At 67.1% G+C, this 14,615-nt stretch carries 14 protein-coding genes; 7 read left to right on the plus strand and 7 right to left on the minus strand.

Annotation, left to right across the window (positions count from 1 at the left end):
* The first annotated feature begins 37 nt into the window (after positions 1–37).
* The 3 genes from adh to AB7F93_RS03050 all read left to right on the plus strand — a co-directional run bounded on the left by adh (position 38) and on the right by AB7F93_RS03050 (position 2,980).
* A complete protein-coding gene (adh, locus tag AB7F93_RS03040; protein WP_428301408.1) occupies positions 38–1,558 on the plus strand; it encodes an aldehyde dehydrogenase in 1,521 nt (506 codons plus the stop codon).
* Positions 1,558–1,959 (plus strand): DUF779 domain-containing protein, encoded by a 402-nt coding sequence (locus tag AB7F93_RS03045; RefSeq protein WP_428301409.1) that lies wholly within the window; start codon positions 1,558–1,560, stop codon positions 1,957–1,959. The genes adh and AB7F93_RS03045 overlap by 1 nt, the downstream gene beginning before the upstream one ends.
* Before the next feature lie 190 nt (positions 1,960–2,149).
* Positions 2,150–2,980 carry a DNA adenine methylase gene (locus AB7F93_RS03050; protein ID WP_428301410.1) on the plus strand — a complete coding sequence of 277 codons (831 nt, stop codon included), beginning with the start codon at positions 2,150–2,152 and terminating at the stop codon, positions 2,978–2,980.
* 30 nt (positions 2,981–3,010) lie between these two features.
* On the opposite strand, the gene AB7F93_RS03055 is transcribed toward AB7F93_RS03050, so the two are convergent.
* Positions 3,011–3,841 (minus strand): hypothetical protein, encoded by an 831-nt coding sequence (locus AB7F93_RS03055; protein ID WP_428301411.1) that lies wholly within the window; start codon positions 3,839–3,841, stop codon positions 3,011–3,013.
* Between the two features lie 166 nt (positions 3,842–4,007).
* Entirely contained in the window at positions 4,008–4,259 is a 252-nt protein-coding gene (locus AB7F93_RS03060; protein WP_428301412.1) for an AbrB/MazE/SpoVT family DNA-binding domain-containing protein, read from the minus strand.
* Positions 4,260–4,455: 196 nt separating this feature from the next.
* Between AB7F93_RS03060 and AB7F93_RS03065 the strand changes: the two genes are divergently transcribed.
* Positions 4,456–5,208, plus strand: coding sequence for an SDR family NAD(P)-dependent oxidoreductase (locus AB7F93_RS03065; RefSeq protein ID WP_428301413.1), 753 nt, complete (start codon positions 4,456–4,458; stop codon positions 5,206–5,208).
* Positions 5,209–5,220: 12 nt separating this feature from the next.
* Positions 5,221–6,027 (plus strand): SDR family NAD(P)-dependent oxidoreductase, encoded by an 807-nt coding sequence (locus AB7F93_RS03070; RefSeq protein WP_428301414.1) that lies wholly within the window; start codon positions 5,221–5,223, stop codon positions 6,025–6,027.
* Positions 6,028–6,138: 111 nt separating this feature from the next.
* Here AB7F93_RS03070 and AB7F93_RS03075 read toward each other — a convergent pair whose 3' ends face one another.
* Together AB7F93_RS03075 and AB7F93_RS03080 are read right to left on the minus strand one after the other, a co-directional pair.
* Entirely contained in the window at positions 6,139–6,801 is a 663-nt protein-coding gene (locus AB7F93_RS03075) for a hypothetical protein (protein ID WP_428301415.1), read from the minus strand.
* A 138-nt stretch (positions 6,802–6,939) separates the two neighbouring features.
* Entirely contained in the window at positions 6,940–7,731 is a 792-nt protein-coding gene (locus AB7F93_RS03080) for a hydroxyacylglutathione hydrolase (protein ID WP_428301416.1), read from the minus strand.
* Here AB7F93_RS03080 and AB7F93_RS03085 point away from each other — a divergent pair.
* Positions 7,724–8,350: a DNA-3-methyladenine glycosylase family protein gene (locus AB7F93_RS03085; protein ID WP_428301417.1), complete on the plus strand. Its 627-nt coding sequence runs from the start codon at positions 7,724–7,726 to the stop codon at positions 8,348–8,350. The genes AB7F93_RS03080 and AB7F93_RS03085 overlap by 8 nt on opposite strands.
* Before the next feature lie 6 nt (positions 8,351–8,356).
* Here the strand turns inward: AB7F93_RS03085 and AB7F93_RS03090 are convergent, their stop codons facing one another.
* From AB7F93_RS03090 to uvrA, 3 genes are read right to left on the minus strand one after another with little or no spacing between them, the layout of a single operon-like run.
* The gene (locus tag AB7F93_RS03090; protein WP_428301418.1) at positions 8,357–8,998 is read right to left on the minus strand and encodes a glutathione S-transferase family protein; all 642 of its coding nucleotides are present in this window, start codon (positions 8,996–8,998) and stop codon (positions 8,357–8,359) included.
* Positions 8,999–9,044: 46 nt separating this feature from the next.
* Positions 9,045–10,235, minus strand: a complete 1,191-nt coding sequence (locus tag AB7F93_RS03095) for an MFS transporter (protein WP_428301419.1) — start codon at positions 10,233–10,235, stop codon at positions 9,045–9,047.
* On the minus strand, positions 10,232–13,108 hold the full coding sequence (gene uvrA, locus AB7F93_RS03100) for an excinuclease ABC subunit UvrA (RefSeq protein WP_428301420.1): 2,877 nt from the start codon (positions 13,106–13,108) through the stop codon (positions 10,232–10,234). The genes AB7F93_RS03095 and uvrA overlap by 4 nt, the downstream gene beginning before the upstream one ends.
* A gap of 155 nt (positions 13,109–13,263) precedes the next feature.
* Between uvrA and AB7F93_RS03105 the strand changes: the two genes are divergently transcribed.
* Positions 13,264–14,613, plus strand: coding sequence for an MFS transporter (locus AB7F93_RS03105; protein ID WP_428301421.1), 1,350 nt, complete (start codon positions 13,264–13,266; stop codon positions 14,611–14,613).
* Positions 14,614–14,615: the final 2 nt, after the last annotated feature.

Genomic DNA, 14,615 nt, shown 5'->3' on the forward strand with positions numbered 1-14,615 from the left:
CGCGCACAGCATACCCATAGCGAAGGAGGAATCCGCCATGCGTTACGCCGCCCCCGGCACCGAGGGTGCCAAGGTCACGCTGAAGCCCCGCTACGCCAACTTCATCGGCGGGCAGTGGGTACCGCCCGCGTCCGGCGAGTACTTCGAGAACCTCACGCCCGTCACCGGCAAAACCTACTGCGAGATTCCGCGCTCGAACGCCGCCGACATCGAGCGCGCGCTCGACGCCGCCCACGCCGCCAAGACGGCCTGGGGCAAGACCGCCCCCGCCGAGCGCGCGGCGCTGCTGCTGAAGATCGCCGACCGCATGGAGCAGAACCTCGAAGCGCTCGCCGTGGCCGAGACCTGGGACAACGGCAAGCCCATCCGCGAGAGCCTGGCGGCCGACCTGCCGCTGGCGGTGGACCACTGGCGCTACTTCGCCGGCGTGCTGCGCGCGCAGGAAGGCGCGCTGTCGCAGATCGACGCCGACACCGTGGCCTACCACTTTCACGAGCCGCTCGGCGTGGTCGGGCAGATCATCCCGTGGAACTTCCCGCTGCTGATGGCCACGTGGAAGCTCGCCCCGGCACTCGCCGCCGGCAACTGCGTGGTGCTCAAGCCCGCCGAACAGACGCCGGTGTCGATCCTGGTGCTGATGGAACTGCTGCAGGACCTGCTGCCGCCGGGCGTGGTGAACGTGGTCAACGGCTTTGGCGTCGAGGCCGGCAAGCCGCTGGCGTCGAGCCCGCGCATCGCCAAGATCGCCTTTACCGGCGAGACCACCACCGGGCGGCTGATCATGCAGTACGCGTCCGCCAATCTGATCCCGGTGACGCTGGAGCTCGGCGGCAAGTCGCCCAACATTTTTTTCGACGACATCGGCGCCCGCGACGATGCCTTTTTCGACAAGGCGCTCGAAGGCTTCGCCATGTTCGCGCTCAACCAGGGCGAGGTCTGCACCTGCCCGTCGCGCGCGCTGATCCAGGAATCGCTCTACGACCGCTTCATGGAGCGGGCGCTCAAGCGCGTGGCCGCCATCCGCGGCGGCGACCCGCTCGACACCGACACCATGGTCGGCGCCCAGTCCTCGCCCGAGCAGCTCGAAAAAATCCTCTCCTACATCGCCATCGGCCGGCAGGAAGGCGCGCAGGTACTAACAGGCGGCGCGCAGCGCACGCTGGATGGGGAACTTTCCGGCGGCTATTACGTGGAGCCGACGGTCTTCAAGGGCCACAACCGCATGCGGATCTTTCAGGAGGAAATCTTCGGCCCCGTGGTCTCCGTCGCCACCTTCAAGGACGAGGAAGAAGCCCTCGCCATCGCCAACGACACGCTGTACGGCCTCGGCGCCGCCGTGTGGTCGCGCGAGCAGAACGTCTGCCACCGCATGGCGCGCGCCATCCAGTCCGGCCGCGTGTGGGTCAACGCCTACCACCTGTACCCGGCGCACGCGGCCTTCGGCGGCTACAAGCAGTCCGGCATCGGCCGCGAATGCCACAAGATGATGCTGGCCCACTACCAGCAGACCAAGAACGTCCTGGTCAGCTACAGCGAGCAGGCATTGGGATTTTTTTGATGCCGATTGAAACGGAAGCCCCCGCCCGCGTGGTGGCCACCGATGCGGCGCTCGCCCTCATCGAGCGCCTCAAGGCCCGCCACGGCGAGCTGATGTTTCATCAATCAGGCTGCTGCTGCGACGGTAGCTCGCCCATGTGCTACCCACGCGGCGACCTCATCATCGGCGCTCAGGACGTGTACCTCGGCGACATCGGCGGCCAACCGTTCTACATTGGCGCCGCCCAGTACGAATACTGGAAACACACCCAGATCATCATCGACGCCATCCCCGGCCGCGGCGGCATGTTCTCGCTGGAGGGGCCGGAGGGCATGCGGTTTCACAGCCGATCGAGGTTGTTCGATGACGCGGAGTGGGCGGCGTTGGAGGGGCAGACGTTGGCGCGAGGTGTTGTAGGGTGATCGGGACGCTCGGTCCGCAAGAATCTCTTGTTCGATCTGGCGACCGCGAACAGCGGATCGCGATCCGCCCTACGCCGGGGATGCCATCGCATGCTCCAATGAGCGCCCTCGTTTTGCATCGCCTGCACTGACAAAGCGGCGCGAGGCTCCTATATTAGTGTACATTTAAACATCAATAGTGAACGGAGGCATGGAAAAGAACATGGCGAACTCCCAGGACTTTTTCGACGGCGAGACGATGCAGCCGCCGAAGCAGCGCTCCGCGGCCCTTCGGTATCCAGGCAGCAAGTGGTCGCTCGCCCGGGAGATCGCGAACCTGTTCGGGAACCACTTTCACTATGTCGAGCCCTACTTCGGCTCCGGTGCCGTGTTCTTCTCCAAGCCGGTGAGCCCGCACGAGTTGATCAACGACATGAACAGTCTCGTGGTCAACTTCTTCCGCGTTCTGCGTGATCGGACCGACGATTTCCTTTTCGCCCTTGAGACCACACCGTGGAGCCGCGACGAGTACGACCAGAGTCACATCCAAACTGGCGATGCTTTAGAAGATGCGCGGCGTTTCGTCACTCGGATATGGCAAGCGCACGCATCGGACCTTGCCAAAAAGACCGGCTGGAAAAATCGCGGATCGAAGCAACCCGCGCGCGGCATGTCGGTACGCTGGCAGCGCGTGCCTTCCGATCTAGCCGAAATGGCAATACGGCTCAAGGACGCCGAAATTGAGAACCGGCCTGCCTTGGAAGTCATGCGTCGGTTCGCAACGAAAGATTCTCTGATCTATGCGGACCCGCCCTACCTCATGGAAACGCGGACTCAGAAGATGTACGCGCACGAAATGAGCGTGGACGAACACCTTGAAATGCTAGACGTCCTTAACTCCCATCCGGGGCCGGCGGTGCTATCGGGCTACGAGAACTCGGTCTACGACAAGCACCTCCACGACTGGAAGAAAATCATGATAAAGCCGCCGAAGGTCGAGAAGCAGGCCGAGCGCATGGAAGTGCTCTGGTTCAAAACGTGAGTTTTCCGTCCCTCGCGAGCGGGGTGCGACCTACGTGTGGCCGAACATGCGAACCGCTTTCTGATGCAATGACTCCTGCGCCGGCTTGATCAACTGGAACAAGTCCGAGCCGTATGTGCGGTCGTTGATCAATGGGTAATACTTGAATTGGCTTCCTGAAAGCGCGTACCACTCGTAGATAACGCCATGACCCTTGTCGAGACCCACCAGCGCCTTGCTTCGGAATTCCCATCGTGCCGGCGTCGGAAGGATGATCGGAAACGATGAAACGAGGTAGTCACGCTGGTAGTTCTTGTCCATCGGCGAGTACATCACTGACAGGAACACGCTCGCCTTGTCATCCACGACGCGAAGCGCGGAGTGCTTGCGGTGCTTCTCAAACTTTGCCACGGCGGCAGCGCGTTCTTCGGTCTGTCGCTGAAGAATTGCCTCACCGAACTTGGATGCATGTTTGTGCGCCCGGAAGTCATTTTCGGTAAGACCCATGTCATGGCAAAGCTTCCAGTCTTTGGCGTTCGCGTTCGCAATCTCCAAATACGCGCGAAGCGTCTTTCGCTTCTTCGGGTCACGGAAATCTCGAAGATTCCCGGCTTCCTTCGACTTCACCGAAGCGGCGCTGATCACCACACCTCCACCCTTGTTGATTTCGACCGCGAAGTCATAGTACGACTTGCTTTCTGGCGGCTTCACGCTGAACAGTTCTGCGAAGCACCGCTCGATCTGGCGTGAATCGGCTCGCGTGCTCTTATCGGGGTCGTTCTCGCTGATGTTACCGCTGCCATCGCGGTACGTGCTCAGGTACTTCACGAGTGCCCGCATCTGGTCAGTTGTCGGGTTTGCGCTTAAGAACGGCTGCGACATGAACTACCTTACTGATTGTGCTTTTTCCAAGCGAGCCGCAGCCCGCCGTAGGATGCGCTGAGGCACGAAGCGCATCGATCGAGGTTGGCCGCGACAGATGCGCCTCCTTCGTCGGCACATCCTACGACCATCCGCACAGCCCCCGGAAGGCGGATCGCGATCCGCCCTACAACGAGCTGCACACATCTTCGGCCAGGGCGGTCTTGATTTGCTGATCGGTTCTAGGGCTGACCTTGCCCTTGAACATGCCAGATACCTCGGCGAGTTCCGATGGCGCAAAGGGAGCCTTGGGCTTCAGAAGCAGCCCGTCGCCGGTGTCGATCACCATCAATTCGAGGCCGGGCTCCCAGTGGTGGAGGCTCCGGAATGCTTTCGGGATGACCACCTGACCTTTGCGGGAGAGCTTGATGCTTTTCATGCGGGCGATCCTCAAAGGTACAACGAGGGTGGCGCTATTTTGCTGGAAGCCGGTCTGTCAAGCCACGCCGCTGGTTGGCGCCGTTTCTGCTCCATCGTCGGGAGGCTGCCGATCCACCCCGCTCCGCTATAGTCCCGCCGGCTGAACAGTCGTTCGCTTCGGCGATACAACAACGCACGATAGGCAGGAGGACGCCATGCAAGGACGTTTCGAGGCACGCAGCGCGCTGGTCACCGGCGCCGCCAATGGCATCGGCCGGGCCACGGCGCTGCGCCTCGCGAGTGAGGGCGCCCGCGTGTGTCTGGCGGACGTGGACGAGGCCGGCAACGGGGAGACGCTGGCGCAGATCGAGGCCGCCGGCGGGCAAGCCTTTGCCTCCCGCTGCGACGTGACCGACGAGGCGAGCGTGCTCGCCACCGTCACCCGCGCCGAGCAGGCGCACGGCCCGCTGCGCATCCTGTTCAACAACGCCGGCACGGAAGGCCACGACGGCAACGTGGATGCGCTGAGCCTGGACGACTGGGAGCGCATCCAGGCGGTCAACACGCGCGGCGTGTTCCTGGTCGCCAAGCACGCCATCCACAGCATGTTGCGCGGCGGCGGCGGGGTGATCACCTGCACCGCATCGGTCGGCGGGCTGATCGGCGGGCCGGGCCTGCATTCGTACAGCGCCTCCAAGGGCGCGGTGATCTCGCTCACGCGCACGCTCGCCGTCACCTACGCGCAGCAGGGCATCCGCGCCAACGCGGTGTGCCCGGGCCTGGTGCTGACGCCGATGGTGGACCGCATCGGCGCGCAGTTCGTTGAGATGGCGACGGCGATGACGCCGCTCGGCCGCGGCGCGCAGCCGGTGGAGATCGCCAACCTGGTGGCGTTCCTGTCGTCCGACGAGGCGAGCTTCATCACCGGCGCGATCATTCCGGTGGACGGCGGCTTCACGGCGCACTAGCGGGGCGGACCCATGAGCATCAGTCTCGACATGTTCCGCCTGGATGGCCGCGTGGCGCTGGTGACCGGCGCCGGCGGCGGACTGGGGCGCGTGTTCGCGCAGGCGCTGGCGGCGGCCGGGGCGCGCGTGTGCTGCGCGGACGTGGAACTCGCCGCGGCGCAGGAGACGGCCGGCCTCATCACCGCGGCCGGCGGCGGCGCGGCGGCGCTGGCAGTGGACGTGAGCGACGAACAGTCGGTCGCGGCGCTGGCGCGCGAGTTGGAGGCCGAGGGCCGGCTCGACGTGCTGGTCAACAACGCCGGCATCGCCACGCGCACGGCGCGCATTCACGAGCTGCCGGTGGCGGACTGGGACCGCCTGCACGCCATCAACACGCGCGGCGTGTTTCTGGTGACGCGCGCCTGCCTGCCGCTGATGCTGCGCACCGGGCGCGGCTCGGTCATCAACCTCGCGTCCGTGGCGGCGCTGGTGGGCGTGAGCGCCGAGCTGCCCGCCGTGGCGGCGAACTACTCCGCTTCGAAGGGGGCGGTGGTCGGCTTTACCCGCCAGGCGGCGGTGGAGTACGCGGCGGACGGCATTCGCTTCAACGCCATCGCGCCCGGCTGGCATCTGGGCACCGGGCTTGGGCGCAAATCGGTCGGCGCCTGGTCGCCGCAGGCGCTCGAAGCATTTCTCGGCGGCATCGTCGCCCGCACGCCGATGCGCCGCACCGGCGAACCGGCGGAGCTGGCCGGCCTGTGCGTATTCCTGGCGAGCGAGGCGTCGTCGTTCATGACCGGCGAGATCATCACCAGCGACGGCGGCTGGACGGCCTGGTAATTCCGCGCCGGGGCGCGGCGGAACCGCTGGCTGGCGCCCACCCCAGCGCCAAGGGCAGATCGGGCGATCAGCAGAGGACCACGCGGCGAGTGAAGAGCAAGCTGCACCGGATTACAGTACATTTCGGATAATCTTTTGGGCTTCGGTTTCCAGAATCGGCAGTCTTGAATTTAGAAGATCGACGTAAGCGGGATCCGAACGGTCAAGCATCACTGCCGGCAAGTCAAGGTAATCGCAGTACCTCTTGAGTTCCTCGTTTTCCACATTGCCCGCATGGGTGACCAGATGCCTCAGGAACTTGCATTCCGTGAGAGGGTCGGGTGGTTGTTTGGCCGTTGCGTATCGTGGGAATACGGGTTGTGAAAGTTCAATAATCTGATACAGAAGAATAATCTTTGAGAGTGGGTCCAGTACCTCACTGGCAAGCGCCCAAAGTCGTAGCTGTAACCCCAGCTCGTAGGTCCATGTTTGGCGCTCGGTACCGGCCGGAATTGGCCCGTGGATAGACCATCCAGTCCGTACGGCCGAGGTCTTCATACGCGTGCAAATTTCCGCTTCAATGCGGACGCTCGTTAGAAAAAACAGGCGATCAAGCTCACGGGTTACCATGAATTTGGCGCGTTCGTCTTCCTCGATTTCGGTCTGGACCTCCAGATAGTCCGTATCCTTTTTTCTCTCAAATTTCATTGATTCCGGCAGCATGCGCTGAAATGCATCCGTATCCCTAATCAGACGCTTCCCAGCGGGTAGTAATCGGAACGTTGTCGTGGGCATGACGCGCTTTATCTACTCCACATGCGCAATCGTGCGCGGCCTTGATCGACAAGGCGCCCGGTACGTGCACGCTGCCGCAAATGAAGGCTTACTACGCGGAATCCTTCGCCCCAAGCGCCTGCTGGTGCACACGGTGTCTCACCAGCTGTTGCGCAGCTCCCGCAGGCGCAGGAACACGTCCTTCGGCGACGGCTGCTCGGGCAGGTCCGGGAAGGACTCGCGCAGGCGAGCGATGACGGTCGGGTTGGTGAGGCGAAAGAACGCGTTGACGTCCTTTTCCTCGCCGAGCGTGGTCAGGCGCGCGTGGTGCGGGTCCTGGTTGTCGATCTGCGTGAGCAGCGCGCCCGCCTTGGCGTTGCCGGGCTCGCGGTCCAGCGTGAAGCGCAGGTTGTTGGCGATGTAGTCGTGGCCGGGGTACAGCACGGTGGCGTCCGGCAGTCTGGAAAGCTGCTCGGCGAAGGTGTTGTAAAGGTGCTCCGGGTGGCCGCCGCCGTGGCAGTTGCCGGCGCCGGCGTTGAACAGCGTGTCGCCGCTGATCAGGCCCGGCCGGTCGCCGCGGCAGAACAGGCACACGTGGCTCATGGTGTGGCCGGGGGTGTCGAGCACTTCGAGCTCGCCGGTCTTGCCGATCGGGATCACGTCGCCGGCCTTGAGGCCCCGGTCGATTCCCGGGATGCGTCCCTTGGCGCCGGCGTGGGCCAGTAGCCTGGCGCCGGTGGCGGCGATGATCTTCTCGTTGCCGCCGATGTGGTCCGGGTGCTCGTGGGTGTTCAGCACCTGAGTGATGCGCCAGCCCCGCTCGGCGGCGCGGGCGAGGACCAGATCGACCTCCAGCGGATCGACGGCCAGCGCCTCGCCGGTGTCCGGGCAGCCGATCAGGTAGTGAAAGTTGCGGTACGGGTTGTCGGAGTAGATTTGCTCGATGACCATGACGTGGACTCCCGATGCGTTCGCAGACGCGCTGCGCGAGGCGGAAGCTTACCTTGCGACTGCGGACCCACCGTTCGCCGCGCTGCTCGCGCAGCACGGCCCGCTGGCGCCGGAACGCTACCGGCGCGAGCCCTTCACGGCGCTGCTGCGGGCCCTGATCGGCCAGCAGCTTTCCGCGCGCGCCGCGGCCAGCATCGCGCAGCGCCTATATGCGCTGACCGGCGAGCCGCCGACGGCACGGGCGCTGCTGGCGCTCGATGCCGACACGCTGCGCGGCTGCGGACTGTCCGCCGCCAAGGTCCGCGCGGCGCATGCCGTGGCGCGGGCCGTGCACGAGGGTGGCCTTGATCTGGCGGCGCTCGCGGCCGCCGAGGAGGCAGCCGTCATCGGTGCGCTGACCGTCCTGCCCGGCGTTGGGCCGTGGACGGCGCACATGTTTCTGATGTTTGGCCTCGGCCGGCTCGACGTGTTCGCGCCGGGTGACCTTGGCCTGCGACGCGGCATCCAGCGCCTCGATGACCTGCCCGAACTGCCGTCGCCGGCCGCCGCGCTCGAACGCGCCGAGCGCTGGCGGCCGTACCGCACGGTGGCGGCCTGGCAGTTGTGGCGCGCGTTCTGAACCGGCTCAGTGTTTACCCGACAACACCTGGCGCTCCTGCGCCACGCAGTCGGCAAAGCTCGGCCGCGCCAGCGTGCGGGTGACGAACGCGGCGAGCTTGGGGAAGGCATTGCCGTCGATCTGCTCGCCGCCGTGCTGCAGGTTCACGAACTGCGTGGCGATGGCAATGTCCGCCAGCGTGAATGTGCTGCCGCCGAAGCGGCCCGCGGCGAGCTGCTGTTCGAGGTAGCCGCAGACCGTCGGCAGCTCCTTGAGCGCCGCGGCCACCTTGGCCTCATCCGCCGGCGCGCTGCGCATGGCCTTGACGATGCGCTCGAAGAACACGCCCTCGGTGCAGACGTGAAACAGCTTGCTGTCGGCGTATTCCTCGAACCACAGCACGGTCGCGTAGGCGGCCGGATCGGCCGGCAGCAGTGCCGGGCTCGGGTAGCGCTTTTCAAGGTAGGCGCAGATGACGCTGGAGTCGGCGAGACCGACCCGATCATCCTTGAACGCCGGAATCTTGCCGAGCGGACTGAGTGCCCGGAACTCGGGCTCGTCGCTGCCCGGGAACACCGGCTTGAGGTCGTAGGGCAGATTCTTCTCGGCGAGCGCGACGCGCACCTTGCGCACGAACGGCGACAGCGGGGCTCCGAGTACGGTGGTCATGGGTTTCTCCTTTGGGTGACTGACATCGGCCGGCCGGCGACGGGGCTCAATCGTAGGTGAGTCGCCGGTGCCGCAGGTACGCGTAGGTGCCGGCGAGCGGCACCAGTATCAGGCAGCCGCTGACGACGAAGGCGCCGCGCAGGCCGAGCGCGTGCACCAGGCCACCCAGCAACACCGGCACGGCGAAATAGCCCAGACGATTGAACAGCGTGCGAAGGCCGATGACGAGGCCGCGCTGGCCGGGCGCCGTCTGCCGGCCGATGGCGGACAGCAGTGTCGGGAGGCTCAAGCCAAGGCCAAGACCATGCAGAGCGCTCAGCAGCCCCACAGCCAGAGGTGACACCACAAACGGCACCGCGCTGATGGCCACGATGGACAGCGCGATCGACCCGAACAGCAGCCGCGTGACCGAGCTGCGCCGGATCACCGCCGCCGCGCCGAGCGAGCCGACCGAGATGGCGCCATTGATGCACGCGAACATGAGGCCGATGCCAGCCGGCGAGAACCCGGCCTGATCGAGGTGCACCGGGTAGAACGACGCGTTGATGGCCGCCGCCGACAGCCGCAGCAGCGTCAGCAGCATCACGATCATCAGCGACGCCTGCGCCAGCAGCGGCAGCGCCTGCCGGTAGGCCCCGCCGGTCACCTGCCACAGCGTGCCCTCGGCCGCGCCGTCGCGCCGATCCGGCAGCGGCAACGCCACTGCCGCCAACAGCCCACCCCAAACGGCCATCAGCAAAAAACCCGCCGTGAGGCCGAGCCAGTCCACCAGCGCGCCCGCCGCCAGGGGCGCCAGCAACATGCCGACGCTGCCGGCGAACGAGAAGCGGCCCATGAAGGTGTTGCGCTCGCCGGGCGGCGTGGCGCGGATGGCGTAGGACTGCGCCGACAGCCAGCTCATGCTGCGCGCGAGCCCGCCCAGCAGTTGCAGGCCGCAGGCGGCGAGAAAACCACCGGCCAGCGGATACAGCGCCGCCGTCACGCCGGCACCGAGCCCCGCCCACAGCATCACCTGCCGGTCGCCATAGCGGTCGCACAGCGCGCCCGCCGGCACCGCGAGCAGCAGGGGACTCAGCGACGCCAGCGCCACCGCGATGCCGAGCTGCGCCGGCGGCAGCCCGCGCGCCAGCGCCCACAGCGGCAGCAGCATGCCGATCAGGGATTCCGTGGTGATGCCGAAGAACGCGCTGGCGTAGACGAGCCCGCGCTGCGATGACGTGAGCGGGCCTGCGCTCACGCGCGCTGGCGCTCGCGCGTCGCCTGTCCCTGGCGCTTGAGCAGTGGCGCCAGAAAGCGCCCGGTGTGGGAACGCGCTTCCAGCGCGAGTTCTTCTGGCGTGCCGCAGGCGATGATCTCGCCACCGCCGCTGCCGCCCTCGGGGCCCAGATCAATCACCCAGTCGGCGGTCTTGATCACGTCGAGGTTGTGCTCGATCACCACCAGCGTGTTGCCATCGTCGCGCAGGCGCGTCAGCACGCCGAGCAGCAGCTCGATGTCCTGGAAGTGCAGGCCGGTGGTGGGTTCATCCAGGATGTACAGCGTGCGGCCGGTGTCTCGCTTGGACAGCTCGCGCGACAGTTTCACGCGCTGCGCCTCGCCACCGGACAGCGTGGTGGCGGCCTGGCCCAGGCGGATGTAGCCGAGACCGACGGCGTCCAGCGTGTCGAGCTTGCGCTTGACCATCGGCACCGCGCTGAAGAACTCGCCCGCCTGCTCGACCGTCATGTCCAGGATCTGGTGGATGTTTCGACCCTTGTAGTGAATCTCCAGCGTCTCGCGGTTGTAGCGCTGGCCGTGACAGACGTCACACGGCACGTAGATATCGGCCAGAAAGTGCATTTCCACCTTCAGCATGCCGTCGCCCTGGCAGGCCTCGCAGCGCCCGCCGGCCACGTTGAAGCTGAAGCGCCCCGGCCCGTAGGCGCGCGCGCGGGCTTCCGGCGTGCCGGCCAGCAGCTCGCGGATGGGCGTGAAAAGGCCGGTGTAGGTGGCGGGGTTCGAGCGCGGCGTGCGGCCGATCGGGCTCTGGTCGATGTTGACGATCTTGTCGATCTGGTCGAGCCCGTGCAGCGCCCGGTACGGCGCGGGCTCGTCGCGCGCCTGGTTGAGTTTCTGCGACACGGCCTTCGACAGCGTTTCGTTGATCAGCGTGGACTTGCCGGACCCGGAGACGCCGGTGACGCAGGTGAACAGCCCCAGCGGGATGTCGACCGTCACGTCCCGGAGGTTGTTGCCGCTGGCGCCCTCGATGCGCAGCACGCGCTCGGGGTCCACCGGCGTGCGCGTTGATGGCAGGGCGATGGTGCGCTTGCCGGCGAGGTACTGGCCGGTCACCGACTCCGGATTCGCAGCCACCTGCTCCGGTGTGCCCTCGGCGATCACATACCCGCCGTGCTCGCCGGCGCCGGGGCCGATGTCGACCAGATGGTCGGCAAGCCGCATGGCGTCCTCGTCGTGCTCGATCACGATCACCGTGTTGCCGAGATCGCGCAAATACGTGAGCGTCGACAGCAGGCGCTGGTTGTCGCGCTGGTGCAGGCCGATGGAGGGCTCGTCCAGCACGTACAGCACGCCGACCAGACCCGCGCCGATCTGGCTCGCCAGCCGGATGCGCTGCGCTTCGCCGCCGGACAGCGTGTCCGCCGAGCGCGACAGCGTGAGGTAATCGAGGCCGACGTTGACCAGAAAGCCGAGCCGCGCCTCGATCTCGCGCAGGATCTTCTGGGCGATGGTGCCGCGCGCGCCCGGCAGGTCGAGCCCGGCGAAGAACGCCTGCGCCTGCCCGACCGGCAGCTCGACCAGGTCCGGTACGTTGCGGCCGGCCACGAACACGTGCCGTGCTTCGCGCCGCAGGCGGCTGCCGCCGCAGGCCGTGCACGGCCGGTTGCCGAGAAAACGCGACAGGTGCTCGCGCACGGCGTTCGAGTCGGTTTCCCGATAACGGCGGGCGAAGTTGTTGACCACGCCCTCGAACGGGTGGCGCTTGCGCCGGCCGCGGCCATCCGCGCCGCCGTAGGTGAAGGTGATCGCCTCCTCGCCGCTGCCGTACAGCAGCACCTGCTGGTGCATCTCGGCAAGGTCCTCGAACGGCGTTTCCACGTCGAAGCCGTAGTGCCGGGCAAGGCCCTCCAGGATGTGCATGTAGTAGGCGTTGCGCCGGTCCCAGCCGGGAATGGCGCCGGCGGCGAGGCTCTGGCGCGGGTGGGCGACGATGCGCAGCGGGTCGAAGAACTGCGCGACGCCGAGCCCGTCGCACTCCGGGCAGGCGCCGGCCGGGTTGTTGAACGAGAACAGGCGCGGTTCGAGCTCCGCCACCGAATAGCCGCAGTGCGGGCAGGCGAAGCGCGCCGAGAACAGCAGCTCGTCGCGGGGTTCGTCCAGAAACGCCACCCGCAGCAGGCCGTCGCCAAGACCGAGCGCGGCTTCCACCGAATCGGCGAGCCGGCTTTGCGCGTCCGGCCGTACGCGCAGGCGGTCCACCACCACCTCGATGTCGTGCTTGCGCTTGCCGTCCAGCGCGGGTGCGGCGTCGAGCTCCGTGAGCGTGCCGTCGATGCGCGCGCGCACGTAGCCGCGCCCGCGCAGGCCCTCCAGCAACTGCGCGTGCTCGCCCTTGCGCGCTGCGACCACAGGCGCCAGCAGCATCACGCGCGTGTCCTCGGGCAGCGCCAGCAGCGCGTCGACCATCTGGCTCACGGTCTGCGCGCGCAGCACCACGCCGTGCTCCGGGCACTGCGGCTCGCCCACGCGGGCGAACAGCAGGCGCAGGTAGTCGTAAATCTCGGTGATGGTGCCGACCGTCGAGCGCGGGTTGTGGGAGGTCGACTTCTGCTCGATGGAGATGGCCGGCGACAGGCCCTCGATGTGGTCGACGTCCGGCTTTTCCATCACCGACAGGAACTGCCGCGCGTACGCCGAGAGCGATTCCACGTACCGCCGCTGGCCCTCGGCGTACAGCGTGTCGAAGGCCAGCGAGGACTTGCCGGAGCCGGACGGGCCGGTGATCACCGTCAGCCGGTCGCGCGGCAGATCGAGGTCGATGTTCTTCAGGTTGTGCGTGCGCGCGCCGCGGATGCGGATGGCGGCGTGGCCGTCGGGACTGCTGCTCATGGACCCTGCACTGCGGTGGCGGGCAAACGTGCCATGGTACGGGCCGGCTCGGGGCCGGCGCAAAGGCGGTCCGGGCCTGTCCTTGTGAGGGTGGCGGGCGGGGCCGGATAATGCCGGCCCGGCCACTCGGCCAACCCGCTTCCATTCCCGCCTGCATGACCCCCAGCGAACGGCGCGTTACCGGCACCCTGTCGGCCATCTACATCCTGCGCATGCTGGGCCTGTTCCTGCTGCTGCCGGTGCTGGCGCTGTACGCGGAGACGCTGCCCGGCGCCACGCCGGCCATGATTGGCCTCGCGCTCGGCATGTATGGCCTCACGCAGGCGCTGTTCGGCATCCCCTTCGGCAGCGCGTCGGACCGCTTCGGGCGCAAACCGGTCATCACGTTTGGCCTGTTGCTGTTTGCCGGCGGCAGCCTGCTGGCGGCGGCCGCGCACAGCGTGGCGGTGATCATCGCCGGGCGCGCCTTGCAGGGCGCGGGCGCCGTGGCGGCGCCGATCATGGCGCTGCTGGCGGATCTGCTGCGCCCGGAACAGCGCAGCAAGGGCATGGCGGCGATCGGCATCAGCATTGGCGGCGCGTATCTGGTGTCGCTGCCGCTGGGGCCGGTGCTGGCGACCTGGCTCAGCGTGCCGGGCATCTTTCTGATGATCGCCGTGCTGGCGCTGGTGATGATCGGCCTGCTGTGGTGGCAGGTGCCGACGCCGGTGGTGTCGCGCAGTGCCGGCCGGCCGCGCGGCGAGCTGCGCCGGGCGCTCGCCGACCCGCATTTGCTGCGGCTCGATTTCAGCATTCTGGCGCTGCACATGCTGATGACCGGCACCTTCGTGGTGCTGCCGCCGCTGCTGCGCGATCAGCTCCATCTGCCGCCGGCGCAGCACCTGTGGCTGTACCTGCCGACGGTGGTGCTGTCCATCGTCGCCATGGTGCCGCTGATCGTGCACGCCGAGCGGCGGGCGCGGCTGAAGCCGGTGTTCGTCGCCATGGTGGCGCTGCTCGGCGTCGGGATTGCGGTACTGCTCGCCGGCAGCCACGCGCTGATTGGCGTCGCGGCCGGGCTGCTCGCGTTCCTGATCGCCTTCAACGTGCTCGAAGCCACGCTGCCGTCCATGATGTCGCGCCTGGCGCCGATGGCCGGCCGCGGCGCGGCCATGGGCGTGTACTCGACGGCGCAGTTTCTGGGCGCCTTCATCGGCGGCGCCGGCGCCGGCTGGCTGCGCGGCCAGCACGGCACGCAGGGCGTGCTGCTGGCCGGTCTTGTGCTGTGCGTCGTGTGGTTCGCGCTGTCGGTCGGCCTGCGTGCGCCGGCGCATCTGCAAACGCGGGTAATCGACGTGGCCGGCATCGGCCCCGAGCGCGCCCGCACGCTGACGGACGAGCTCTCGGCGCTGGCCGGAGTAGCCGAGGCGGTGGTGATTCCGGATGAAGGTGTGGCCTACTTGCGGGTGGACGGGCAGCGCTTCGATCCCGCGTGCCTGCAGCGCGTGGCCGGGGTAAGGGCTTGATG

The sequence above is a fragment of the Immundisolibacter sp. genome (assembly GCF_050250495.1).
Lineage (GTDB): Bacteria > Pseudomonadota > Gammaproteobacteria > Immundisolibacterales > Immundisolibacteraceae > Immundisolibacter.

Bases quoted from the DNA above. Each gene is read 5' to 3' on its own strand.
- adh (WP_428301408.1), top strand. From the start codon at position 38: ATGCGTTACGCCGCCCCCGGCACCGAGGGTGCCAAGGTCACGCTGAAG.
- AB7F93_RS03045 (WP_428301409.1), top strand. From the start codon at position 1,558: ATGCCGATTGAAACGGAAGCCCCCGCCCGCGTGGTGGCCACCGATGCG.
- AB7F93_RS03050 (WP_428301410.1), top strand. From the start codon at position 2,150: ATGGAAAAGAACATGGCGAACTCCCAGGACTTTTTCGACGGCGAGACG.
- AB7F93_RS03055 (WP_428301411.1), bottom strand. From the start codon at position 3,841: ATGTCGCAGCCGTTCTTAAGCGCAAACCCGACAACTGACCAGATGCGG.
- AB7F93_RS03060 (WP_428301412.1), bottom strand. From the start codon at position 4,259: ATGAAAAGCATCAAGCTCTCCCGCAAAGGTCAGGTGGTCATCCCGAAA.
- AB7F93_RS03065 (WP_428301413.1), top strand. From the start codon at position 4,456: ATGCAAGGACGTTTCGAGGCACGCAGCGCGCTGGTCACCGGCGCCGCC.
- AB7F93_RS03070 (WP_428301414.1), top strand. From the start codon at position 5,221: ATGAGCATCAGTCTCGACATGTTCCGCCTGGATGGCCGCGTGGCGCTG.
- AB7F93_RS03075 (WP_428301415.1), bottom strand. From the start codon at position 6,801: ATGCCCACGACAACGTTCCGATTACTACCCGCTGGGAAGCGTCTGATT.
- AB7F93_RS03085 (WP_428301417.1), top strand. From the start codon at position 7,724: ATGACCATGACGTGGACTCCCGATGCGTTCGCAGACGCGCTGCGCGAG.
- AB7F93_RS03080 (WP_428301416.1), bottom strand. From the start codon at position 7,731: ATGGTCATCGAGCAAATCTACTCCGACAACCCGTACCGCAACTTTCAC.
- AB7F93_RS03090 (WP_428301418.1), bottom strand. From the start codon at position 8,998: ATGACCACCGTACTCGGAGCCCCGCTGTCGCCGTTCGTGCGCAAGGTG.
- uvrA (WP_428301420.1), bottom strand. From the start codon at position 13,108: ATGAGCAGCAGTCCCGACGGCCACGCCGCCATCCGCATCCGCGGCGCG.
- AB7F93_RS03105 (WP_428301421.1), top strand. From the start codon at position 13,264: ATGACCCCCAGCGAACGGCGCGTTACCGGCACCCTGTCGGCCATCTAC.